19 protein-coding genes are annotated in these 23031 nt (G+C 67.4%); 6 read left to right on the top strand and 13 right to left on the bottom strand.

The features are described from left to right. Positions 1-27 precede the first annotated feature (27 nt). The 9 genes from rpoD to HRU76_07680 all read right to left on the bottom strand — a co-directional run bounded on the left by rpoD (position 28) and on the right by HRU76_07680 (position 11309). Positions 28-1848, bottom strand: a complete 1821-nt coding sequence (rpoD, locus tag HRU76_07640) for an RNA polymerase sigma factor RpoD (GenBank protein QOJ17454.1) — start codon at positions 1846-1848, stop codon at positions 28-30. Between the two features lie 115 nt (positions 1849-1963). After that, positions 1964-3853 carry a DNA primase gene (gene dnaG / locus HRU76_07645; protein QOJ17455.1) on the bottom strand — a complete coding sequence of 630 codons (1890 nt, stop codon included), beginning with the start codon at positions 3851-3853 and terminating at the stop codon, positions 1964-1966. Positions 3854-4365: 512 nt separating this feature from the next. Then, positions 4366-4641 carry a 50S ribosomal protein L28 gene (locus tag HRU76_07650; GenBank protein ID QOJ17456.1) on the bottom strand — a complete coding sequence of 92 codons (276 nt, stop codon included), beginning with the start codon at positions 4639-4641 and terminating at the stop codon, positions 4366-4368. 82 nt (positions 4642-4723) lie between these two features. After that, the gene (locus HRU76_07655; protein ID QOJ17457.1) at positions 4724-5083 is read right to left on the bottom strand and encodes a DUF190 domain-containing protein; all 360 of its coding nucleotides are present in this window, start codon (positions 5081-5083) and stop codon (positions 4724-4726) included. Between the two features lie 3 nt (positions 5084-5086). Then, entirely contained in the window at positions 5087-5482 is a 396-nt protein-coding gene (gene crcB, locus HRU76_07660; protein QOJ17458.1) for a fluoride efflux transporter CrcB, read from the bottom strand. Positions 5483-5568: 86 nt separating this feature from the next. Continuing rightward, positions 5569-6420, bottom strand: coding sequence for a hypothetical protein (locus HRU76_07665; protein QOJ17459.1), 852 nt, complete (start codon positions 6418-6420; stop codon positions 5569-5571). Positions 6421-6616: 196 nt separating this feature from the next. Continuing rightward, on the bottom strand, positions 6617-7969 hold the full coding sequence (gene clpX, locus HRU76_07670; protein ID QOJ17460.1) for an ATP-dependent Clp protease ATP-binding subunit ClpX: 1353 nt from the start codon (positions 7967-7969) through the stop codon (positions 6617-6619). Positions 7970-8299: 330 nt separating this feature from the next. Then, positions 8300-10309, bottom strand: a complete 2010-nt coding sequence (locus tag HRU76_07675; protein ID QOJ17461.1) for a 1-deoxy-D-xylulose-5-phosphate synthase — start codon at positions 10307-10309, stop codon at positions 8300-8302. A gap of 67 nt (positions 10310-10376) precedes the next feature. Beyond that, positions 10377-11309: a polyprenyl synthetase family protein gene (locus HRU76_07680; GenBank protein ID QOJ17462.1), complete on the bottom strand. Its 933-nt coding sequence runs from the start codon at positions 11307-11309 to the stop codon at positions 10377-10379. A gap of 79 nt (positions 11310-11388) precedes the next feature. Here HRU76_07680 and HRU76_07685 point away from each other — a divergent pair, with 79 nt between their 5' ends. The 3 genes from HRU76_07685 (at position 11389) to HRU76_07695 (ending at position 14150) form a co-directional block, all read left to right on the top strand. After that, a complete protein-coding gene (locus HRU76_07685; protein QOJ17463.1) occupies positions 11389-12147 on the top strand; it encodes a MotA/TolQ/ExbB proton channel family protein in 759 nt (252 codons plus the stop codon). A 17-nt stretch (positions 12148-12164) separates the two neighbouring features. Continuing rightward, the gene (locus tag HRU76_07690; GenBank protein QOJ17464.1) at positions 12165-13445 is read left to right on the top strand and encodes a type II secretion system protein GspG; all 1281 of its coding nucleotides are present in this window, start codon (positions 12165-12167) and stop codon (positions 13443-13445) included. A gap of 63 nt (positions 13446-13508) precedes the next feature. Next, positions 13509-14150, top strand: coding sequence for a methyltransferase domain-containing protein (locus HRU76_07695; GenBank protein ID QOJ17465.1), 642 nt, complete (start codon positions 13509-13511; stop codon positions 14148-14150). 152 nt (positions 14151-14302) lie between these two features. Here the strand turns inward: HRU76_07695 and frr are convergent, their stop codons facing one another. Next, positions 14303-14869: a ribosome recycling factor gene (gene frr / locus HRU76_07700; protein QOJ17466.1), complete on the bottom strand. Its 567-nt coding sequence runs from the start codon at positions 14867-14869 to the stop codon at positions 14303-14305. 86 nt (positions 14870-14955) lie between these two features. Between frr and HRU76_07705 the strand changes: the two genes are divergently transcribed. Further along, positions 14956-16701, top strand: coding sequence for an amidohydrolase (locus HRU76_07705; protein ID QOJ17467.1), 1746 nt, complete (start codon positions 14956-14958; stop codon positions 16699-16701). Between the two features lie 147 nt (positions 16702-16848). On the opposite strand, the gene HRU76_07710 is transcribed toward HRU76_07705, so the two are convergent. Continuing rightward, on the bottom strand, positions 16849-18180 hold the full coding sequence (locus HRU76_07710; protein ID QOJ17468.1) for an ankyrin repeat domain-containing protein: 1332 nt from the start codon (positions 18178-18180) through the stop codon (positions 16849-16851). A gap of 116 nt (positions 18181-18296) precedes the next feature. Between HRU76_07710 and amrB the strand changes: the two genes are divergently transcribed. Then, positions 18297-19496: an AmmeMemoRadiSam system protein B gene (amrB, locus tag HRU76_07715; protein ID QOJ17469.1), complete on the top strand. Its 1200-nt coding sequence runs from the start codon at positions 18297-18299 to the stop codon at positions 19494-19496. A 49-nt stretch (positions 19497-19545) separates the two neighbouring features. Beyond that, on the top strand, positions 19546-19995 hold the full coding sequence (locus HRU76_07720) for a D-tyrosyl-tRNA(Tyr) deacylase (GenBank protein QOJ17470.1): 450 nt from the start codon (positions 19546-19548) through the stop codon (positions 19993-19995). Positions 19996-20411: 416 nt separating this feature from the next. Here the strand turns inward: HRU76_07720 and HRU76_07725 are convergent, their stop codons facing one another. Both HRU76_07725 and HRU76_07730 read right to left on the bottom strand, forming a co-directional pair. Beyond that, positions 20412-21155, bottom strand: a complete 744-nt coding sequence (locus HRU76_07725) for a uracil-DNA glycosylase (protein QOJ17471.1) — start codon at positions 21153-21155, stop codon at positions 20412-20414. Between the two features lie 61 nt (positions 21156-21216). Next, entirely contained in the window at positions 21217-23007 is a 1791-nt protein-coding gene (locus HRU76_07730; protein ID QOJ17472.1) for a radical SAM protein, read from the bottom strand. Positions 23008-23031: the final 24 nt, after the last annotated feature.

The following is a 23031-nucleotide window of genomic DNA, read 5'->3' on the forward strand; positions in this document are numbered from 1 at the left end:
AGGACGCCCGCGCCACCGTTGCGACTTCTACGCCTCCACCTCGCCGGTCAGGAAGGACGAGAGCCGCTTGCGGCGCACCGGGTGCTGGAGCTTGCGGATGGCCTTGCTCTCCACCTGGCGCACGCGCTCGCGCGTGACCTTGAAGATGCGGCCGACCTCTTCGAGCGTGTAGGTATACCCGTCGCCGATGCCGTAGCGGAGCTTGAGGATCTCCCGCTCGCGGTAGGTGAGGGTGCGGAGCACATCGGCGATGCGCTGGCGCAGCATGTCGTTGCCGGCCTGCTCCGACGGGGCTTCCTGGCGCTCATCCTCGATGAAGTCGCCGAAGTGCGAGTCCTCGCTCTCGCCCACGGGCCGGTCGAGCGAGATGGGGTGCTTGGAGATCTTCATCACCCGCCGCGTCTCGTCGATGGGCATCTTGGCCCGCTCGGCGAGCTCCTCGATGGTGGGCTCGCGGCCCAGCTCCTGCATCAGGTGCTTCTGGATGGTGCGCAGTTTGCTCATCGTTTCGATCATGTGGACCGGCACGCGGATGGTGCGGGCGTGATCGGCGATGGCGCGGGTGATGGCCTGGCGGATCCACCACGTGGCGTAGGTGGAGAACTTGTAGCCGCGCTTGTACTCGTACTTGTCAACCGCTCGCATCAGGCCGGTGTTGCCCTCCTGGATGATGTCGAGAAACGGCAGCCCGCGGTTGCGGTACTTCTTGGCGATGGAGACGACCAGGCGCAGGTTGCCCGCGGAGAGGTCGCGCTTGGCCTGCTCGTACTCGAAGAAGACCCGCGAAATCTGATCGATGCGCCGGTCGAGGTGGTCCGGCTCCTCCAGCACCAGGGACCGAAGCCCCTGCAGTTCCTCCCGCATCACCAGAGCGTCCTCGGCGTCATACTTGGCCGGGAATTTCTCGGCCCGCAGCAGCTCCTTCTGCAGATCCTTGATCTTGTTGTTGATGGCCTGCAGTTTGCGGTAGATCGGGATGATGCGCCCGGTGCGCAGGCACAACTCCTCGAGCAGCGTGGCCACCTTGCGGCGACGGCGCTTCAGATCGTCCTCCAGCCGCACGCGCGTGCCCTTGCGGATGCTGGGCGACTGCAGCGACTCCCATGTCACCCGGTTGAGCTCCAGCAGTTTCTTCACCGTCACCAGGTTCACGGGAATGCGGTAGGCGATGGTGTCCTTGTGGTTCTCCTCCAGCGTGGAGATGCGCATGGTGCGGTCGAAGGGCAGGTGACCGGCGTTCACCTGCTCCAGAATCTCCACCGCCTGCCGGGCGGCGTAGTCGGACTCGAGCACCCGGCGGCGGAAGATCATCCGCGTCGTCTCGATCTTCTTCGCCAGCCGGATCTCCTCCTCCCGCGTCAGCAGCGGGATCGTGCCCATCTGCGTGAGGTACATCCGGATGGGGTCGTCCACCCGTCGGCTCACGTGCTCCTCAATGTCCTCGTGCAGCGCGGCCTGAACCTCGGCGTCGTCCATCAGCTCCGCCTCGCCCGGTTCGGCGTCCTCGGAGGCCGGCTCAGCCAGCCCGTTCGACGGACCATGACCATCCTCCGGACGCGGACGCGCCGCGGGCAGACGGCGCATCGGGTCGTCGCGCTTGAACTTCAGGTTCGTCTGCAGCGGCGCCTGGAACGTGACGAAACCCTGGCGCCTGACCTCCGGCTCGTGGATCATGCGGATGTCCAGCGAGTCGATCAGGTCGAGCAGTTCATCGAGCTTCTCCGCATCGACCATCTCGTCGGGGAGGGTCGTGTTCAGTTCCTCGTAGCTCATCCACCCGCGTCGGATGCTCAGCTCGACCAGGGAGCGGAGCGTGGGATGGAGGTCCGGAAGCGTCTTGGTCGTCACGTCGTGTCTCTCCGTCGTGGAAATCACACGTCTCTCGATCCTAGGCGGCAAGTCCCACCGACAGCCGCCTTTCCAGTCAACCCGTCCCCACCCTGGAACCAACCCCGGCGTCCGGCTATCCGGATCGCACGCTTCGAGGAAGAACCGCCCGGTCATCCCCGATGGCTCGCCTTTCCTCCAGCAGCCGCACAAAGGCCGGTACGTCCGCGGTCGGCTCGCCGCTCGATCCGCGCAGCGCCTCGGCGCGCCGGCGCAGGGTCTCGCGGTCGCGGAGCTGATCCAGCCCGCGCACGGCGGCGTTGAGTCGCGCATGAGCGCGCGATTCGTCGTCGCCGCACAGGTCGCGCCCGCGGGCGTACAGGTCGGTCACGTACCGCTCCAGCCCCGCGCCCGCCAGGTGCGCCTGCAGCCCCGCTACGTCGGGCGCGACGCCCGATTCCGCGTGCTCGAAGATCGCCTCGAACACGGTGCGGCAGGGCGCATCCTGGAACGCCTGCGGCTGGAACGCCTCGCACAGCGGCAGCAGGTGCCCGTCGCCGACATCGACCGTCGAAAGCGCCAGCTCCGGCTGGAAGACCAGCACGCTCAGCACGTCCTCCTCCGCCACGCGGCGCGCCCTCGGGGCGCGTTCGGCGAACAGGTCCGCCGCGGGGTCGTGCGTCGTCGATCCGTTGTCGCCTGGCGCGGACTTCGACTCGACGTGCGTTGCGGGTCTCGCGCGACGGCGCGGAACGTGCTTCTCCACCTCGTCCGCCGGAACGCGGAAGAGGTGCGCCAGCGTGAGCAGCACCGGCCCCTTGCGCACGCCCGACATGGACCAGTATCCCAGATCGGCGAGCCGCTGGCCGAACTCCTCCAGCCGCTTCTGCCTTCCCGCGCCCCCTTCGGCGCGGGCCAGCACGACGCGGAATCGGTCGATCAGGAATGTCAGCGCCTCCACCGCGCCGTCGATGACCTGCTGCAGCACTGCGCGACCCGCATCGCCCTGCCGCACGAGGTCGTCGGGATCCTGCCCCTGCGGCAGAATGGCGATGCGCACATCGACGGGATGGGAGAAGAACACCTCCACCGCGCGGTCGGCGGCCTTCTGTCCCGCCTCGTCGCCGTCGAAGAGCAGCACCACGCGGTCGCACAGCCGGGTCAGCAGTCGCGCATGATCCTCGCTCAGCGCGGTGCCCAGCGTGGCCACGGCGTGCGTGAAGCCCGCCTGGTGGAGCGCCACCACGTCCATGTATCCCTCGCACACGATGGCCAGGTTGTGCTGCTGGATGGCCCGCTGCGCCAGGTGCAGGCCATAGAGCGTGCGCGACTTCTGAAACACGGCCGACTCGGCGCTGTTGAGGTACTTGGGCTGATCCTCGGGGTCGATGACGCGTCCGCCGAAGGCGATGGGACGGCCCATCTGATCGCAGATGGGGAACATGAGGCGGTTGACGAAGGCGTCGCGCAGCCCGCTGCCGCGTTCCTTGAGCAGCCCCGCCTCGTGGTACGCCCGCTGGTTGTACCCGCGCTTGCGGACGAGCTTGAGCAGCCCTTCCCAGTCGGTCGGGGCGGCCCCGATGCCGAAGGTTTCGATGGTTGTCTGGTCGAGCCCGCGCTTCGACGCCACCTGTCGCGCCGCCGCCCCGGCCTGCGGGTGCGCCAGCACGTTGCGGAAGAACTGCTCCGCGAAGGCGTTGGCCTGCATGAGGTCGCCGCGCGTCGGCGCGTCCGGGCCGGCCGTCTCCGGTTGGGCGCGCTGCGTCAGTTCGATGCCGGCGCGATCCGCCAGCAGGCGCAGCGCCTCGCGGAAGTCCATCTTGTGGTACTTCATCACGAAGTCGATGGCGCCGCCCGACTCGCCGCACGCGAAGCACTTGAAGAACGGCGTCCCCTTGTGCGACACCACGTGCATCGAAGGCGAGCGATCATCGTGGAAGGGACAGAGCCCCACGTGCTCGCGGCCCTTCTTGCGCAAGGTCACATGCTCACCGATGAGCGAGACGAGGTCGGTCGCGGCGAGCACGCGATCTCGATCGGAATGTCCGGGAAGACCCTTCACGTACCGCACTGGCTCCGTCCGACGCCGCGGCGACAAGGCCGCGTCCGTCGGTCGTGGTTCAACACCCGCGTTGGTGTCGCTGGCTCAGTCGTTGAGCCGGCATCGCCACGCACCGGCCCGGGGGCCGGGGCGTCCCTTCCGTGGAGGCGCCGCGAAACCGCTTCCCAACACCATGGATTGTCCGAACACAACGCCCTTCGACCGATTGCCCGGCCGATGCGGTCGCACGCGAAGGTCAGTGCTGGTCGCGCCGCATGGTCCCGCGGGGACTGGGCGATCGACCCTGAGTATTCGTGCGCCGGATCATCTTTACGGTACGTCAACACGCCCGCCGGTCAAACGATCACGCGAGATTTCCCGCAAGGTCGTTTCGAAGCCCGCGGCCTGAACACATCGACCCGGCGGAGACCGGGTCGATGAAGTGATCGGAAGTTTTTGATTGGCAGCGGTTTGCGGTGAACCGGCAGCAACGCTGCTCAGTGGCCCGCCGCCTGCTGCTTGCGCGTGTAGGCGTACTTGCGCTTGAGCGGCTTGACCACCAGCCCCATGCGGATCGCCCGCGTAGACACCTTGATGCGCCTTGGCGCCCCGTCGATCACGGCGGTCAGCGTCTGCAGGTTGGGGCGGAAGGTCCGCGCGGTGCAGGCGGTGATCTTCTTGCCCACGCCGCCCAGGTACTTGGCGCGGCCTCGGTAGCGCTTGCTGTTGCCCGTCTGCGTGCGGGCGCCGGTGAAATGACAGACTCGGGACATGGCGAACCTCGTCTCCAGGAACCCTGTGGGGTGGGGAGTATAGCCGGCGCGGCAGGTGGGACAACCCGTGTCTCGCCCGCTTTCACGCCCCGCCTTGACCCCCGGATGAACCGGAGGCGGCGTAGCGGATCACCTCCACCCGCTCCAGGGTCACCAGGCAGCCGGTCAGCATGGGCTCGATTTCGCGGAGCAGGGCTTCGATGCGCTCGCGGGCGTCCACCACTTCCACCACGATGGGCAGATCCTCCGACAGGCGCAGCACCTTGGCGGTGTGAAGGCGGCTGCTGGCGCCGAACCCCATCGACCCGCGCAGGACCGTGGCGCCCGCCAGCTGCATCTCGCGGGCCTTGAGCGTGATGGCCTCGTAGACCGGGCGTCCGGACCATCGATCGGATTCGCCCAGAAAGACGCGCAGCAGGCATCCGTCAGCAGGGATTCTCATGGCTTACGCTCCCCACCATCGCTCGCCCAGCCGGTAGGCGATCCAGACCGAGGCGAGGCAGGCGACGTTGGTGACGAGGACGTTGGCCGCCGCCCACGTCCATTGACGGTCGTTGATGAGTTGAAAGGTCTCCAGCCCGAAGGTGGAGAAGGTGGTGAACCCGCCCAGCACGCCCACGAGCAGGAACAACCGCGTTTCCTCACGCAGCATGTGGGGCGAGGCGAACAGGGCGGCGAGCAGGCCGATCAGCAGACAGCCCGCCACGTTGACCGCCAGCGTGCCGATGGGAAAGAGCTCCACGGCGCCGATGGCGAGCCGCTGCACCCAGCCGCTGATGGCGTATCGCATGACCGACCCGATCGCGCCGCCGCAGGCGATGAGGAGGAAATTGAGCGCCATCTGCAAAGTGTAGCGCCGCTCACGCCGACTCGCATTTCAGGCAACGCGCCGGCGGCTCGTCGTCTGCATCCCGTGACAGCAAACGCTCAGTCGCACTCCGGGCACCCTTCAGGTCCGTTGTACTCGTCGCCGCAAACAGGTCCAACCTTCGTGCAGTTGATCGTCCCGGTCAACTCATCAAAGCAGCTGGACCCAAGGATGCCCCATTCACAGGGGATCCATTCGGCCGGATCAGTGGCGCGAATCCAAACGCACGCGCCGTCCGGGATTTCCAGGTCGCCACATGGCGCGTTGAACGAGAGCTTGTACCAGTGGTCCTGCCCCATCGGGCGAATTGAAGTGGCGGGACATGCTGTCTTGAGATTGTCCCACACCGATTTGTGAATGTACCCCAAAGTGCTCTTGCGTGCCTCCCCTTCGCACCAGATCAACTTCACGCTGTAGACCTGGCAATCCGCCTTGTTGTTCTCAGTCTCGTGCGGTGAGACGCCAAGGTGTTCAAGCGCCACGGTCGCCAGCACCACGGCCGTCGCGCGGTCCTCACCCGATGCCTCGAAAACGACCGCCAGCAATGTGTGCGGGTTCGCGGCACGCCAGTCAAACTCCTGGAAGCGCTGGGAGCTCGGCGACGCTAGGCCGAGACGCGCAAGCGCGAAGAGCACGCGGTCAACCGCCATCTGGCGCTCCATGCCCGTCGCCTGGAAGGCCGCCGTCAGGAACGCGAGCAGATTTCCACGTCGCCACTCGAAACGCGGGCGTGCGTCAGCGTCCTTGGGCGGTGCTGGGTTCTCTGATTGGAACACCTGCTTGGCGGGCGGCGGATTTTGTGACACCTCGCCGACCACACTGCGACCGACGCCGGCCCCGATCACGCTTGCGACCAGTACCGCACTCATCCACAGACTCGCGGCAGGTCGGCTGAGAATAGACGGCAACATGGCTCGTCTCCTGCCGAAGTGTCTGGCGTCTTCGTCTTTCGATTGGCGGTGCCCCCGAATGGCAAGGCCGCTGAACTGTCGCATGATCGCAAAAAAAAGATGGTGGTCAAGCGAAATCCAACAGAATACCACAGGACATGTCTATGCACTGCTTCTGTAAGCATTTGTGAATCTGACGCCCTCATGGAATCGTCGCTCACGCCGACTCGCGCTTGACCCGCCGCGGCACGTCCGCCAGTTTCAAACCGGGGCTGGCCACCGTCTCGGCGTCGATCACGTACGTCACGCCCGCGTTGTCCGCATCGGGCAGTTCGTACATGAGTGAGAGCATGATCTCATCCATGATGGCGCGCAAGGCGCGGGCCCCGGTGTCGCGCTCGATGGCCTTGAGCGCGATGGCCTCCAGCGCATCATCGGTGAACTCCAGTTTCGCGCCCTCGATCGAGAAGAGCTGCTGGTACTGACGCACCAGTGCGTTCTTCGGCTCGGTGAGGATCGACACCATCGCCGTCAGGTCGAGCGGCATGAGCGGGGTGAGCAGGGGCAGGCGGCCCAGCAGTTCGGGGATCATGCCGAACTCGAGCACATCCTCGGTGGTCACGTGGGCCAGCATCGACCCACGCGGGGCGCGGAGCATGCCGGTACGCGTCTCGTTGGGCGAGTGGAAGCCGATGCGCGTCTTGCCCATGCGGCGGCGGATGATCTCGTCCAGCCCCACGAACGACCCGCCGCAGATGAACAGGATGTGCGTGGTGTCCATCTGGATGTACTGCTGCTCGGGGTGCTTGCGCCCGCCCTGCGGCGGCACGTTGGCCACCGTGCCCTCGAGCATCTTCAGCAGCGACTGCTGCACGCCCTCGCCGCTCACGTCGCGGGTGATCGACACGTTCTGGTTGGTTTTGCCGATCTTGTCGATCTCGTCGATGTAGATGATGCCCCGCTGGGCGGCGTCGAGGTCGTAGTCCGCCGCCTGCAGCAGCTTGAGCAGCAGGTTCTCCACGTCCTCGCCCACGTAGCCGGCCTCGGTGAGCGTGGTGGCGTCGCCGATGGCGAAGGGCACGTTGAGCATGCGCGCCAGCGTGCGGGCCAGCAGCGTCTTGCCGGTGCCGGTGGGGCCGACCAGCAGCACGTTGCTTTTCTCGATCTCCACGCCCGAGGACTCGTTGTCCATCTGCGTGAGGCGCTTGTAATGATTATGCACCGCCACGGAAAGGACGCGCTTGGCGTGCTCCTGCCCGATCACGTACTGATCGAGGAACTCCTTGATCTGCCGCGGCGCGGGAATGGTGGAGAAGAGCGGCCTGGCGGCGCTCACGCGCCGACGCTCCTGCCGGAAGATGTTCTGGCACAGGTCGGTGCAGTTGGAGCAGATGTAGACGTCGCTGGGGCCTTCCACCATGGGGCCGACCTCGCGCGAGGTCTTCCCGCAGAATGAGCAGGTGGTCACCTTCTGGCCCCGGAAGCCCCCGCCGCCTCCATCGTGACCGGAAGAACCGCCGCCCCTGTGTGATCCGCGTCCGCCGCCGGGGTTGGTTGGATTGATCGGCATGGGGAGATTCTTCAAACTCCGGCGCGAAGACCGGCTCCTGGGACGATCCGCGACGAACCGCCCGCCCGACCGGAGCGACGACGCCCCGGCGGGACATGCTTCCTGCGCCTGCCCGCCAGGGGTGCAAGGCCGTACGACCGATTCCTTCATCGGGCGACGCGGCGGGCGGCTTCATTCTTGAACCGCGCCATTCTACCGCCGATCGCAGACGATGCCAGCCGGGAGACTTCGGGAAAGGACGACGACGCTCGCGGACACGTTACCGGCCCCGCGGCATGCTTCCGGCGAAAACTGCGCGAGCATCGACGACCAGACAGACGCCACGAGCGGCTACGAACGGGGCTCCGCCACCGAAACCACCTTGGATTCGACGGTGGTCGCGGGCGGCGAGTTCGCCGCGTCGCCCCGGCGGTCAAGCATCCGGCGCACCGCGCGGGCGATGGACGGCGCGTCCAGACCCGCTTCCTCGAGTTGCCCGTTCCGCGAGCCCTGGTGAATCCAGCGGTCGCTGGGCAGCCCAAGCCGCGTGATGAGCCGCGTGTCCAGGCCCCGTGCGTGGCAGGCGTCGATGACACATGAGCCAAAGCCGCCTTCGAGCCCGTGATCCTCGACGGTGATGACCGGGATGTTGCGCGAGATCAGTGAATCGAGCAGGTCAATGTCAACGGGCGTGGCGAAGCGCGCATCGTACACGTTCACCCGATACTCGCCGCTGAGCAGGTCGGCGGCGTCCATGGCGTTCAGCGCCATGACGCCCAGCCCCAGGATGGCCACGTCCGGCCGAGTTTCCTCGCGCAGGGCACGGGCCTTGCCCAGTTCGAACGGCGGGCAGGGTTGGTCGGCGAAGCGACCGGAAACATTGTCGCGCGGGTACCGGATGGCGGAAAGCCCGGCGTCGTAGCCGCGCATGAACTCCAGCCCGGCTCGCAGCGACGGCTCATCCATCGCCGCCAGCACGCACGCCTGCGGCAACACGCGAAGCAGTGCGATGTCGCAGAAGCCGTGGTGGACCGCGCCGTCGCCGCCGACAAGGCCGGCCCGGTCGAGGCACAAGCGCACCGCCAGCCCCTGCAGAGAGACTTCCTGGAAGCACTGGTCGAAGGCGCGCTGCAGGAAGGTGGAGTAGACGGCGAAGAACGGCCTCCAGCCGGTCTTGGCCAGCCCGGCCATCATGTCGAGCGCGTGGCTCTCGCAGATGCCGGTGTCCCACGTGCGAGCGGGGAAGAGCGGCATCACCTTGTTCAGCCCCGTGCCGTCGGGCATGGCGGCGGTGCAGGCGACCACCTTCTCATCCCGCTGCATCACGTCAATGAGGGCGTCGGCGAAGGCGGTGGTGAAGGATCGCCCGCCGCCGGTCAGTTCGACGCGGCAACCCTCGCTCTGCAGCGTGACGCCATTGACCACGCGGAATGGCGAAGGCGAGTGGAAGGTGCAGGAGTCCTCCTCGGCGAAGTCGAACCCCTTGCCCTTGACGGTCTTGACGTGCAGCACCAGCGGGCGATCGACGTCGCGCACCGCCAGCAGCATGTCGATGAGCGTGGGCAGGTCGTGTCCGTCGATTGGTCCTACGGTGACCAGTCCGAACTTCTCGAACCAGGCGTCCTCGGCGATGGCGTCCTTGGCGATTTCGCCGGCGCGGTGGTACATCTCCTGAATGAGCGATCCGCCGGGGAGCTGTGTGAGCATTTCCCGCGCGGCCTTCTTCATAGAGCGGTAGGTGTTGCTGACGCGCACGCGGTCGAAGTACGCCGCCACCGCGCCCTGCGGCTTGGCGATGGACATGCCATTGTCATTGAGCACCACGAGGAACTGCCGCTTGAGCGTTCCGGCGTTGTTGAGGCCTTCCATGGCCACGCCGTTGACGATGGAGGCGTCGCCGATGAGCGTGACGACCCGCCTGCCGTCACGGTTCCTCTCCGGGTCGAACGCCTCGCCGTTGAGCGTGTCGCCCCGCGCCATGCCCACGGCGGTGGAGATGCCGGTGCCCGCGTGCCCGACCATGAACAGGTCGTAGTCGCTCTCGCGCGGATCGGGGAAGCCCGCCATGCCCCCGCGCTGGCGGAGTTTCGAGAGCAGCGGATATCGCCCCGTGAGCAGCTTGTGGGGATAGCACTGGTGGCCCACGTCGAAGAGAAGCCGATCGTGGCCGAAATCGAAGACGTAGTGCAGCGCGATGGTCAACTCGACCACGCCCAGGTTGGGGGCGAAGTGGCCGCCCGTCCGCATGATCTGCTCGGTGATCGCCGCCCGGATCTCCTTCGCCAGTTCTGGAAGCCGCTCGATCGGGAGCTTCTTGAGATCGGCGGGCGTGCGGAGCGTGGGGAGGATGGCGTGGTCCATGCGGGGGTTCTCATTCGCTCACAGGCGGGACGCCTGTGCCACTGGTGCTTCTTCGGAAAGGGTAGGTCTACTTGGTTCGTATCGCCAGATAATCGGCCACCTCGGCGAGCAGTACGCCGGTGTGTCCGAAGGGTTCGATCGCCTGGCGGGCGGCGATGTGAAGCCGGGCAATTTCCTGACGGGACTGGTCCATGCCCAGCACGCCGGGAAAGGTCTTCTTGCCCGCCTCGATGTCCTTGCCCGACCGCTTGCCAAGGTGTTCGCTGGGCTGGGTGACGTCCAGCACGTCGTCCACGATCTGGAACATCAGTCCGACGGCTTCGCCGAAGTCGGAAATGCGTTGCAGGGCGGCGCCATCCGCGCCGCCGCACAGACCCCCGATTCGGCAGGAGGCGCCAAGCAGCGCCCCCGTCTTGTTGCGGTGGATGACCTCCAGGTGATCGCGCGGGGAAAGCCCCGCCGGTACGCCGCCCAGCGTGTCGTAGACCTGCCCGGCGATCATGCGCGTCGTGGCCATCGACAACTCGCGGATCAGACGACCGGACAGCGCCGCCGGGTAACGCTCGTCGCACAGCAGCTCGAAGGCGAGCGACTGCAGGGCGTCGCCGGCCAGGATGGCCATGGCCTGACCGTACTTCACCCATACGGTGGGCATGCCGCGACGCAGTTCGTCGTTGTCCATGGCGGGCAGGTCGTCGTGGACCAGCGAAAAGGCGTGAATCAGTTCCGTGGCGGCGGCGGCGGGCAGGGCGCGGGCGCGATCGCCCCCCACCGCCTCGCACGCCAGCAGCGTGAGCAGCGGTCGCAGCCGCTTCCCGCCCCCCAGCACCGCGTATCGGCAGGCCTCCAGCAGGTTGTCAGGCAACCCGCGACCGTCGAGACAGCCGTCGAGGTACCGCTCGATCTCCGCCAGGTGGGGCGCGATGGCGTCAGGTGGGCGGGGTGGCTCGGGCATCACGGGGCGGATCACGGGGGTCAGGGGTCGGGCCATCGTCGGCATGGGCGGATTCTATCGACTCGTGAGGATGGGTGATGGATGCGGGGGCGCGAGTGTTGGAAGCGACTCGCTATCATCCCGTGTGCAGACCCTCATCGACCTGACGAGCCAGTTGGTGGATCGCGGCGGGATCGTGATGATCCCGCTGCTGGGGCTGAGCGTCATCAGCGTCACCCTGATCCTGGAGCGGTGCTGGTTCTGGATTCGCACCAACCGGCCCAGTTCACTGCGGCGGGTGGCGCGCCTGATCGACCTGCTGGCGGCTGGCGACGCCCGCGCCGAAGGGCTGATGGCCGGTGACGGCACCATCTACGGGGCCGTGGCCCGTTCGCTCACCCGCCGATCGCCGACTCAATCGACGGCGCTCTCGGCGGTCGAGGCCGTCCGGCCCCGTCTGGAACGGTGGATGGTGACGCTCTCGACGATCATCACCGCCGCGCCGCTGCTGGGCATTCTGGGCACGGTGCTGGGAATCATCCAGTCGTTCAACCTGCTGGGGCAGGATCAGACCCTGGCCGAGCCGAGCCAGGTGTCCGCCGGCATCGCCGAGGCCCTGCTGACCACTGCGGCGGGGCTGGTCGTGGCGCTGGTGACGCTCTTTCCGTACATGATCTTCAAGGGTCAGGTGGACCGCACGCTGGGACGGCTCGAATCCCTTATTGCTGCCGCGATGGAACAGGCGGGAACACAATCGTCGGCGCCGGTGTCACACGAGAGGCCGATTGGGCAGGCGTCCCGCCCGCCATCCTCAGACCCAGCGGTACAGGCGTCCCCGCCTGAAACAGCCCATCATCCCAGCCGAACAACTGGTCGTGCCGCCGCCTCCGGCGCTTCCGGCTGAGCCACAAGGTTGACACCATGAGCATCTTCCGGTCACTTCGTTCCCGCTCCGCGTTGCCTCTGGTCGCGGGGTTGAGCGTCCTCGTGCTGGGCGCGCCTGCATGGGGCCAGGAGGCGGAAGGCCCGCGCTACCTGCGCGTGGTCGAGGAGGAGGGCAAGTCCATCCGGCTCGAGGTCGCCGCCCGCCGCTTCGAGCGGGCCGAGGGCGAAGGCCCCGAAGTCTGCCTTGTCAGCGTGGCTCATATCGGCGACCGCGGGCTGTATCGCTCGCTGCAGAAACTGCTCGACGGCTTCGACGTGGTGCTGTACGAGTCGGTCAAGCCCGCCGGCGCGGCCAGGCCGGGCGGCAAGACCGACGAGGAGCGCATCGCCAGCACCCGCGCCTCGCTGCAGTTCATCGCGGGCGTGGTGGAATCCAACAGGCATCACAAGCAGGCCGTGCCCGCCACGCTGGATGAGCTGAGGCAATCCATCGAATCCATCGACCCCCGGCTCTCCGAATGGACCGCGCTGGCCTCGATCGACGCCTGGGGGACGGCGGTGCTCTACGCCCGCGACACTGACGGCGGCTACTCGATCCGCAGTCTCGGCGCCGACGGCAAGGAAGGCGGCGAGGGGGCCAACGCCGACCTGATCGTCACCGGCAAGGACGGCGTCGCCGCGCTCGCCTCCAGCAAGGATGACGGGCTTCAGGCGCAGCTGGCCAAGGCGCTCAACCTCGACTTCCAGCTCGAGGCGATGGACTACGGCCGTCCGCACTACCGCTGCAGCGACATGACCATGGATCAGATGAATCGCGCCATGAAGGAGCGCGGCGTGGACTTCATGGAGTTCGGCGGCACGCTCGCCGGCACCTCGCTGCCCGCCCGCATGGTCAACCTGCTCCTGCAGGCGATCCGCCTGTTCGACGCCATGGCCGACGGCATGATGTCCGACATGGTGAAGGTGGTGATGATCGAGGTGCTGGGCAACGAATCCATCACCGAGGGCGCGCTCAATCAGCAGTTCGGCCGGGGCTTCGGGGAAGTCATCGTCGGAGAGCGCAACCAGGTGGTGATGGATGACCTGGCCGAGCTGCTCAAGAACGAGCCGGATGTCAGGAGCGTGGCCATCTTCTACGGCGCCGCCCACATGAAGGACTTCGAGGAGCGCCTGGCCAAGCAGCTCGGCTACGCCCCGACCACGGTGGAGTGGATTTCCGCCATCGAGGTGGACCTGGCCAACTCCGCGGTGGACCCCGCTCAACTGGCGTCGATCCGGCGCATGATGAAGTCGCAGCTGCGGAACATGACGCGATAGGGGGTCGCCGCCGCGCCTGGCGTGGCGCGATCGTGCCCGACCACCACCGGCCTACCGTGACCCATGCCCCACGCCCGTGACGGCCAACAGGCGATTCTCCGCCGCTACGCAATCATGGCGCCGCGCTACGACCGGCTGTGGCGCTCCTACAGCGAGATCACGCTGTCACAGGCGGAGCGTCTGATCCTGACGCATGCGCCGCCCGCCGCGCGGCTGCTGGACGTGGCGTGCGGCACGGGGCTGCTCGCCGAACGCTTGCGCCGTTCGCGTCCCGCGATGTCGCTGACGGGCATCGATCTGAGCCCGGCCATGCTCGCCCAGGCCCGCGCCCGTCTGCCCGAGAGGCCGGGACTGCGCTGGGTGGAGGGCGGCGCGGACCAGTTGCCCTTTGAAGACGGCGCCTTCGATGCGCTCACCTGCACCAACGCCTTTCACCTGGTGCCCGACCAGCCGCGCGCCCTGGCGGAGTTCCGCCGCGTGCTGGCCCCGGGGGGACTGCTCATCATCCTCGACTGGGATCGCTCCGGGTGGACGATGTCGCTGCTGCACCGCGGCTACCGCCTGCTGGGTCGGGCGCCGCGGCACATTCTCACCGCCGACGAGATGAACGCCCTGGCCGCGCGGGCCGGGTTTGATTTGCTGGAGCGCTCCCGCGTGAGCGCGGGGTGGTTCTGGCGACTCAACGCGATGGCGTGGCGGCGGTGAGAAGTGAGTGTGCCACGGCTCGTCGCTCTGGTGCCACGGCTCATCGCTCTGGTGCCACGGCTCTGTGAGCCGTGCGCGATGGGTGGGGCGTCATGGGCGCGGACAGCATGTCCGCCCTCCCTGACCACCCTCCACCGACCATCGACCACCCCCTACAACGTCTCCACCTCGGCCGCCTTCTTGTTGGCCAGTTCGTCGATCCTGGCGATGTGCTGCTTGGTCAGCTCCTCGATGGCGTTCTTGGCGTCCTTGGCCTGATCCTCGGAGACGTGGGCTGACTTGTCCTTGACCAGCGTGTCGATGTGCTTGTTGGCGTCGCGCCGCTCGTTGCGGATGGCGACGCGCGATTCCTCGGCGATCTTGCGCACCTGCGCCACCAGCTGCTTACGCCGGTCGGCGGACGGGGCGGGCACGTTGATGCGGATGGCGTTGCCCTCGGACATGGGGTTGAAGCCCAGCGCGGCGATCTCGATGGCCTTGATGATCATCTGCTTGGCGCCCGGGTCGTAGGGCTTGATGAGAATCTGCGTGGGCTCGGGCACGCTCACCTGGGCCAGTTCGCGCAGGTCGGTGGGGCTGCCGTAGTAGTCCACCTTCACGTAGTCCACCAGCGCGGTGGAGGCCCGCCCGGTGCGGATGCCGCGCAGCTCGCGCTGCAGGTGCTCCACGGTCTTGTTCATGCGGTCTTCGCACTCGAGTTGAATGGAGTCGAGGTCCATCGCGCCATGCTCCTGACAGGTCGGGAAGACGGTAGGATAGCCGGAAACGCGGGTGACGCGGGGCTGAATGCGTGATGGAGAAAACCATGCGACGAATCGCGCGGACGGGCGGTCGGAGCGGAATCGCGGCGACGACGTGGGCCTTGGGTGCGTGGGCGACGGCGATGGCGGCGACAGCCGAGGCGAAGCCCTTGCACGAGGACGCCGCCCCCGCCGACCTCGTCGTCATCAACGCCAAGGTGTGGACGGGCGACGCCCATCACCCGCACGCCGAGCGTTTCGCCGTGCGCGGCGGCGTGTTCGTGGGCGTGGATGATGAAGTCGATGTCGCCGCGCTCACCGGGCCGGACACCGTGGTCTTCGACGCGGGCGGGCGGCGCATCCTGCCGGGGCTGATCGACACGCACGTCCATCTGGGCGGGGCGGCGGCGGACTTCCGCTATCTCGACCTGCGGGCGGCGACCAGCAAACAGGATCTCCTGAAACGCCTGGCCGACTACGCTCGTCCGCTGGGGCCGGATGACTGGGTGGTGGGCACGCGGTGGAGCAGCGAGTCGTGGCCCGATCAGACGCCCCCCGGCGCGGATGAGATTGATGCCGCCACCGGCGGGCGCAAGGCGGTGCTGATCCGCATGGATGGGCACTCGCTGCTGGCCTCGCGATCGGCGCTGGAGTACGCCAACATCACGAAGGACGGACCCGCCGACCCGCCCGGCGGCACCATCGGGCGTCTGGCCGACGGAACGCCCAGCGGCGGCATCTTCGAGCAGGCGATGGGGCTGGTGCAGCGGCACGTGCGCCTGCCCGCGGTGGATGAGAAGGAACTGCTCCTCAAGGCCGTGCGCGAGGCCAACCGCTTCGGCGTCACGCAGGTCGGCGCGATCGAAGGGCCGGACACGCTGCGCCAACTGGCGGAACTGGACCGCGAGGGGAAACTGACGCTTCGCATCGCGGGGACGATCCGCGGCGCGGGGGATTCTCTTTCCGCGTGGGAAGCCGCGCTGAAGTGGGGGGCGGAGAACGCCAGCCCCAGCCCGATGGTGCGGGTGGTGGGCTTCAAGGGCTACATGGATGGCTCGCTGGGCTCACGCACCGCGTGGATGATGGAGCCCTACCTCGACAACCACATGGCCCCGGACAAATCGCCCGACAACGCGGGGTACCCGCTGGCGATGGCGGCGGAAGGCACGCTGGCGGACCTGATCCGGCTGGGCGCGGGCATGGGGTTGCAGCCGGCAGTGCACGCCATCGGCGACCAATCCAACCATGTGCTGCTCAACTGGTACGAATCGCTCACTACCGAGCAGCGGAAGGCGCTGCGGCCGCGCATCGAACACGCCCAGCACCTGCTGCCGGCGGATGTGGTCCGGTTCGCCGCGCTGGGCGTGGTGCCGTCCATGCAGCCCTATCACAAGGCGGATGACGGCCGCTACGCCGAGCAGCGGATCGGGCCGGAGCGCATCAAGTCCAGTTACGCCTTCCGGCAGCTGCTGGATTCCGGCGCGCTGCTGGCCTTCGGCAGCGACTGGCCGGTGGTGTCGGTGGATCCGTTCCTCGGCATTCACGCGGCGGTGAGCGCGCGCACGCTCGATGACAAGGTGTTCGCGCCCGAGCAGTCGATCACGGTTGAGGAGGCGCTGACGTGCTACACGCGCTCCGCGGCGGCGTGCCTGCTGAGCGAGTCGTCCACCGGCATGATCCGCGCGGGGTATGCGGCGGACTTCATCGTGCTCGACCGAGACGTGCTCACGACCACCGCGGAGCAACTGCGCGACATTCGCGTGCTGCGAACATTCGTGGCGGGCAGGCCGGTGTACGAGCGCGCGGAATGAGAAGGTTCACCACGGAGTATCACGGAGTTGAAAGAAGGGGTTGGCTGAGTTGGTCGAGGTCACACGACAGTCAGTTTGCGTGCGTGTTCCTGTCCTCAAGGGAGTGGACGCCTCGATCCCCTGATCCCGCGACGCCTGCCCTCTCCCTCACCCGCCCTTCTTCGCCATCTCGGCCTTGAGATACTCCACGATCTGCTGCCGCTTGGCCTGCTCGGCGCCGCGCGAGGCGCCCATGAGCACCACGGCGTGATGCAGCGCGTTGTGCCCCTTGCGGTCGGCGGCGTGCAGTTCCGCGCCCGCCTCGACGAGCGCCCGCACGTTGTCGATCTGGCCGGACTTCACGGCGGACATGAGCGCGGTCTCGCTGAAGGGGCCGCGGGCGTACGGATCGGCCCCGGCCTCGAGCAGCAGCGCGATGGTTTCAGGCGTTCCCATGCGGGCCGACCAGTAGAGCGCGTTGCGCCCGAACTGGTCGACCGCGTTGACGTTCAGACCCGCCTCGAGCAGCAGGGTCAGCGTGGATGGGTGGGATCGGTTGGACATGGCGGCGGCGATGAGCACGGTGCGCCCGTCGCGGGCGGTGGCGTGCGGGTCCGCCCCGAACTCCAGCAGGGCCTTGAGCCGATCGGTGTGGCCGGTCATGGCGGCGTGGAAGAGGGCGGTTAGACCCTGCTGATCCGCCTCCATGAGGTCGGCGCCCTCGTCCAGAATGTCGCCCAGGTCGCCCAGTTCGCCCGAGCCCTTGGCCCATTCGATGAGCCGCTTGGTGGGGCCGGTCGTCTCCAGCCGCGACGAGCGGATCATGAGCGAGTCCATGCGCGGATGGTCGGTGTAGATTCGGATCAGGTTGAGCCGGTGCTGCAACTGGCGGAGTTTCACCGCGGTGAGACGCACTTCGTGCTCCACGCGCGGCTGGCGATCGACGCCTTCGAGAATGCCTGGGTCCGCCGCCAGCAGCGAGAAGGGCTTGCCGTCGGTGGCGCGAATGCGGATGACCTGATCCTTGTCGGCGTCCGGCTCGAACATGGCCGGCTCAACCGTCAGGGGGGAGCGCACGTTGGCGGCGATGGCGAGCTGCACGTCGCCCTTCTGATCCGCCAGCACGAATCGCGCGGTGGAGCCGAACGGGCCGACGCTCTTGGAGGCGAACTCGACCGCCACCTCCACCGTCGCACCCGGCGGAATGGGCTTGTCCGGAATGCTGGGCACGGTGCAGTTGCAGGTGGTGAAGGCGCGCACGATGCGGATGGGCTCCGACGAGATGTTCGTCAGCTGCACCATCCTGCGGAAGGTCTCACCGCGATCCACTTCGCCGAAATCCAGCACGGTGGGGGTGATGCGGAGATACCTGGCGCCGGTGGAGGTCGAGTCGTCGATGTCGGTGACCTGGCGCTGCGGAAGCGTGTCCTGGGCCGATGATGGAGCGGCGACCATGACGGACGCCAGAAGGACGAGGCACGAAGCGACGGATCGGCGCATGGTCAATCTCCCGGCATGAAGTCGGCGTCGATGCTGCAAGGATAGCCCGTCAACGGGGCGCGCCCAACGAAATACCCGACGGACACGTCATTTCCGGCGCGCTACCATGTGCCCCCATGACGACTACACCCCTGCCGGATCACCTCCGCATGCCGCATCTGCGGCCGATCCAGCCCATCGGGCTGCAGAAAGACGGCAAGCAGTTTGTCGCCCTGCGCGACCCGCAGATGCTGTGCAAGCAGACCATGGTCATCCCCGTGCAGGCGATGCCGGTTCTCCAGTTTTTCAGGGGCGAGGAGGATCTGGACGCCATCGCCCAGCGCCTCAAGGCGCCGGTGGAGCAGCTGGCCGCGCTGGTCCAGGGGCTGGACCAGGTGGGGCTGCTCTGGGGTCCGACCTTCGAGCGGCTGGAGCGGGAACTGAAGGAGGAGATCGCCACGCGCGGCGCGTACCCGATGGGCGCGGCGGGGTCGCTGGGCGAGTCCGCCGAGCAATGCCGCAAGCGACTCGACGCCTGGCTGGCGGAGACGGACGACCCGGAGCTGGATGAGCCGGTCCGCGGGCTGGTGGCGCCGCACCTCGATTACGAGCGCGGCTGGCCCAACTACGCGGCGGCGTATCGCTGCATCGAGCGCGTGGAACGGCCCGACCGAATCGTCATTCTCGGCACCAACCACTTTGGTCTGGGAGACGGGGTGGTGCTGGCGGAGCATGGCTTCGAGACACCGCTGGGGCGCGTCAGCTCCGACGTGGGCATCGTCAGCGCCATGATCGAGCGGCTGGGCAAACCGCTGATCATCGACCAGCTCGACCACATGCCGGAGCACTCGGTGCAGCTGCACCTGCCGTGGCTCCAGCACCGTTGGGGCGATGTGCCGATGGTGGCGGCGCTGGTGCCCGATCCATTGGCGCCGATGGTGGAGGAGGACGGCGAGCGCGTCACCGGCGAACGGTTCGTCGAGACGCTGCGCGAGGTGCTCGACGCGGCCGGCGGGCGCACCTTCTTCATCGCTTCCGCCGATCTGAGCCATGTGGGTCCGCAGTTCGGCGAGCCGCGCCCCGTGGATGACCAGCGGCGTCATGACGTCGAGCTTCATGACCGCGAGATGATGGCCAAGTTCCTCACCGGCGACGCCGAGGAGTTCCTCGGCGCCATGCGCTGGTGCAACAACCCCACCCGCTGGTGCAGCGTGGGCAACATGTCCGCCGCCCTGATGCTGGCCAGGCCCGCGGGCGTCGAACTCATCGACTACCGCCAGGCGGTGGACGAGCAGGGCATGGTGCTGGTGAGCAGCGCGGCGATGGCGATGTTCTGATCGCAGCCCCGTCTGACTCGGACAACAGGGACAGGGAAGCGGCACAGGCATGATCGCGGTCGTTCAGCGCGTCGCCGAGGCCTCGGTGGAGGCGCCCGAGTCGGACCACCGGGCCGCGATCGGCGCCGGACTGTGCGTGCTGCTGGGCGTCGAGGTCGGCGACACGCCCGATCAGGCCGACTGGATGGCGGACAAGATCGCGCGGCTTCGCATCTTCCGCGATGAGGCGGGGCGAATGAACCGCTCCGTGCTGGATGTCGGCGGCGGCGTGCTGGTCATCAGCCAGTTCACGCTCGCGGGCGATGCGTCGCAGGGGCACCGCCCCAGTTTCACCAAGGCCGCCCCTCCCGACGCAGCCCAGCCGCTCTACGAGCGGGTCGCCGCGCGCCTGCGAGATGTCCACCAACTCCCGGTGGGAACGGGCGTCTTCGGCGCGATGATGCAGGTGCGGCTGACCAACGACGGGCCGGTGACGATCATCCTGCGAAGCGGCCGCTGATGGGCGATCGTCCGGTTCCGCCCCACACCTCCGTCGGAGAAAGAGTCACGGAAAGAAATGAGGGCCCGACGCAGACACAAGTGTCGCGCCGGGCCCCTCGTGGGGGGGGCACAGGTTGGGGAGGGCGGGGATTCCACCGACCTCTCCATGATAGCCGCTTTCAGCGGCGTTTCATTCCCCGGAAGGGGGAAAAAGGGCCCGGCGCTGGAACCTGAGTAGCGTCGGGCCCCTCGTGGGGGGGGCAAGTGAACGCCGATTGGCCAGCAGCCAGTCGGCATTGGCTATCCGCATCATGCCATCCAGCGGTTCCACACTCCACGAACTTTTTTCTTTTTTTGTGAAACGCGGATGAATGGGGGACATGGGAGAATCGGATTGTGACTGCAAGTCGTTGTCAAAAAAAGAGATACGATCAATCACGACCGCTCCGCCAGTTTCGCCATCACCGCCTGCATGTCGGACCAGACCTTGGCGCGGGTGTCCACCGTGTAGTTGCGCAGCAGGTAGGCGGGGTGGAACGTGGGCATGACGGGGATTTCCACATCCCCGTCCCGCCAGACGTGCCAGGAACCACGCAGCCGCGTGATCCCCTCATCCGTCTGCAGCAGCAGCTTCGAGGCGGGTCCGCCCAGCGTCACGATCACCCTGGGCCGGATGATCCGGATCTGCTCGACCAGGTACGGCCCGCACCGCGCTACCTCGTCCGGCAGGGGGGTGCGGTTGCCCGGCGGGCGGGCCTTGAGCACGTTGGCGATGTACACGTCCGCCCGCCGCATCTTCATCGCGGCGATGATCTCATCGAGTTTCTGCCCCGCCCGGCCCACGAAGGGCCTGCCGGTCTCATCCTCCTGCTCACCCGGGGCCTCGCCCACGAACATGAGGGCCGCTTCGGGGTTGCCCTCGCCGAAGACGATGCGTTTGTACCCCGTGGCCGTGGTGCAGTGGGGGCACTCGGCGGCGTGACGGGCCTCGAGAGCCGCCAGTAACGCCGCCTTGTCGGACAGGTCACTCACGGGTGGGGAAGCAGGAGCAGCCGAAGCGGGCGCCGCGACCACGGCGGTCTCGGAACCGATGGGAACGAAGTCCACGCCCAGCATCAGGCACGTCTTGAGTTCCTGGCGGGCGGAGCGGAGCGTCATGGACATGTCGGAAGCAGCCATGCGGGCATGGTACCCGCCCAACCGAACAATGTACCAAGTACATTTTTCGGGGCCTCAGCACTCAGCACTCGACCCCCTCCCGCACCAACTCGCCCCGCAGAATCAGCGGCCCCGAGCCCGTCACCCGCACGGGCAGGATGCGGCCGACCAGATCGTCGGGCGACACGCCCTCCGGAGCGTCGAAGGCCACGATCAGGTCGCCGCCCGTGCGGCCGGTCATTTGGATGCGCGGCGATTCCGCGGCCGCGGGCTGCCAGCGCAGTTCCACGCGCGACGCGGTCTTCGCGCCCAGCACGCTCACGCCTTCCACCAGCACTTCGACGGTGCGGCCGACCTGCTCGGCGTGGACCTGCGCGCCGATGGCCGACTGCACCCGCAGCAGTTCGTTGTTGCGGCGGCGCTTGATCGCGTCGGGCACATCATCGGTGAAGCGGTCGATCGCCACCGTGCCGGGGCGGGGCGAGTACTTGAAGATGAAGCAGTTCTTGTATCGCACGCGCTGAAGCAGGCGTTTGGTCGCCTCGAAGTCCTCATCCGTCTCAGTGGGGAAGCCCACGATGATGTCGCCCGCGATGGAGATGTCGGGCATGATCGCACGAGCGCGGTCGATGAAGTCGAGGTACTCCTCCACCGTGTAGCCGCGGTTCATGAGTTTCAGGATGCGGTTGGAGCCCGACTGCGCCGGCACGTGCAGGTATCGGCAGATGCGGGGGGAATCGGCCATCACGCGCAGGGCCTCATCGGTGAAGTCGCGCGGGTAACTGGTCACGAAGCGCAGCCGCCGCAGGCCGGGCACCTCCTCGTGAATCCGGTGGAGCAGGTCGGCGAAGGTGGTCACACGTGAAGAGCGAGCCGCGACCGTGAGGGAGCGGTTCAGGTTCGGATCACTCGTCCAGCCGTCCGCTCCCTGACGGTCGCGGCTCACTTGCTGGTGGTCGCGGCTCACTTGCTGGTGGTCGCGGCTCACTTGCTGGTGGTCGCGGCTCACTTGCTGGTGATCGCGGCTCACTTGCTGGTGATCGCGCCTCGCGCTGGCCTTGAAGAACCCCAGCCCCGGGCCGATCTGCGGCGCCTCGCGCCCATCGGCCGTCATCGCTTCGCCATGCACGTACACGTAGTGATTCACCGTCTGCCCGAGCAGGGTGATCTCGATCACGCCCGCATCCACCAGCCGCTGGCACTCATCGACGATGGCGTCGGGCGGGCGATGCACCTCCGCCCCGCGGGTGCGCGGCACCACGCAGTAGGTGCAGAACTTGTTGCACCCGCGCGTGATGCGAACGTACGCGCTGCGCCGCGCGGCGGGGGATGACCCATCCTCCGCCGCCTCCAATCCGCGCTCGGGGTCGAAGGCGCGGCTCAGGTCGAGCAGTTCCAGGTTGTCCTCCGCCGCCGCCAGCGTGCTGCTGCGCCGATGGTTGTCGCCCTGCAGGGCGATGCGCTCGGCGCGGCTCACGTGCTCGGTCTTCATGGCGTTGTCGAGCAGCAGGGGCAGTTTGTCCAGTTCGCCCGGCCCGCACATCAGGTCCACCTGCGGGTACTTCGTCATCATGCCCGCGCCGTCGCGCTCGGCCATGCAGCCGATCACCCCGAGCACCACATTGCGGCCGCGCTCCTTCTCCTTGCCCACGATGCCCATGCGGCTGAGCACCTTGTTTTCCGCCTGCTCGCGCACGGAGCAGGTGTTGTAGATGATGACATCCGCCGCGCTCGCGTCGCGGGTGAAGGTGTATCCCAGCGCGCCCAGCTGGCCCCGGACGAGTTCCGAGTCCAGTTCGTTCATCTGGCAGCCGAAGGTCTCGAGGTAGACCCGCTTCGACCGCCCGGAGATGGTCGGTTGCACGGTGGTCATGGCCGGTCAGGATGGTACGCCGGT

It is taken from the genome of Phycisphaeraceae bacterium (assembly GCA_015709595.1).
In the GTDB taxonomy this organism is placed as follows: Bacteria; Planctomycetota; Phycisphaerae; order Phycisphaerales; family SM1A02; genus CAADGA01.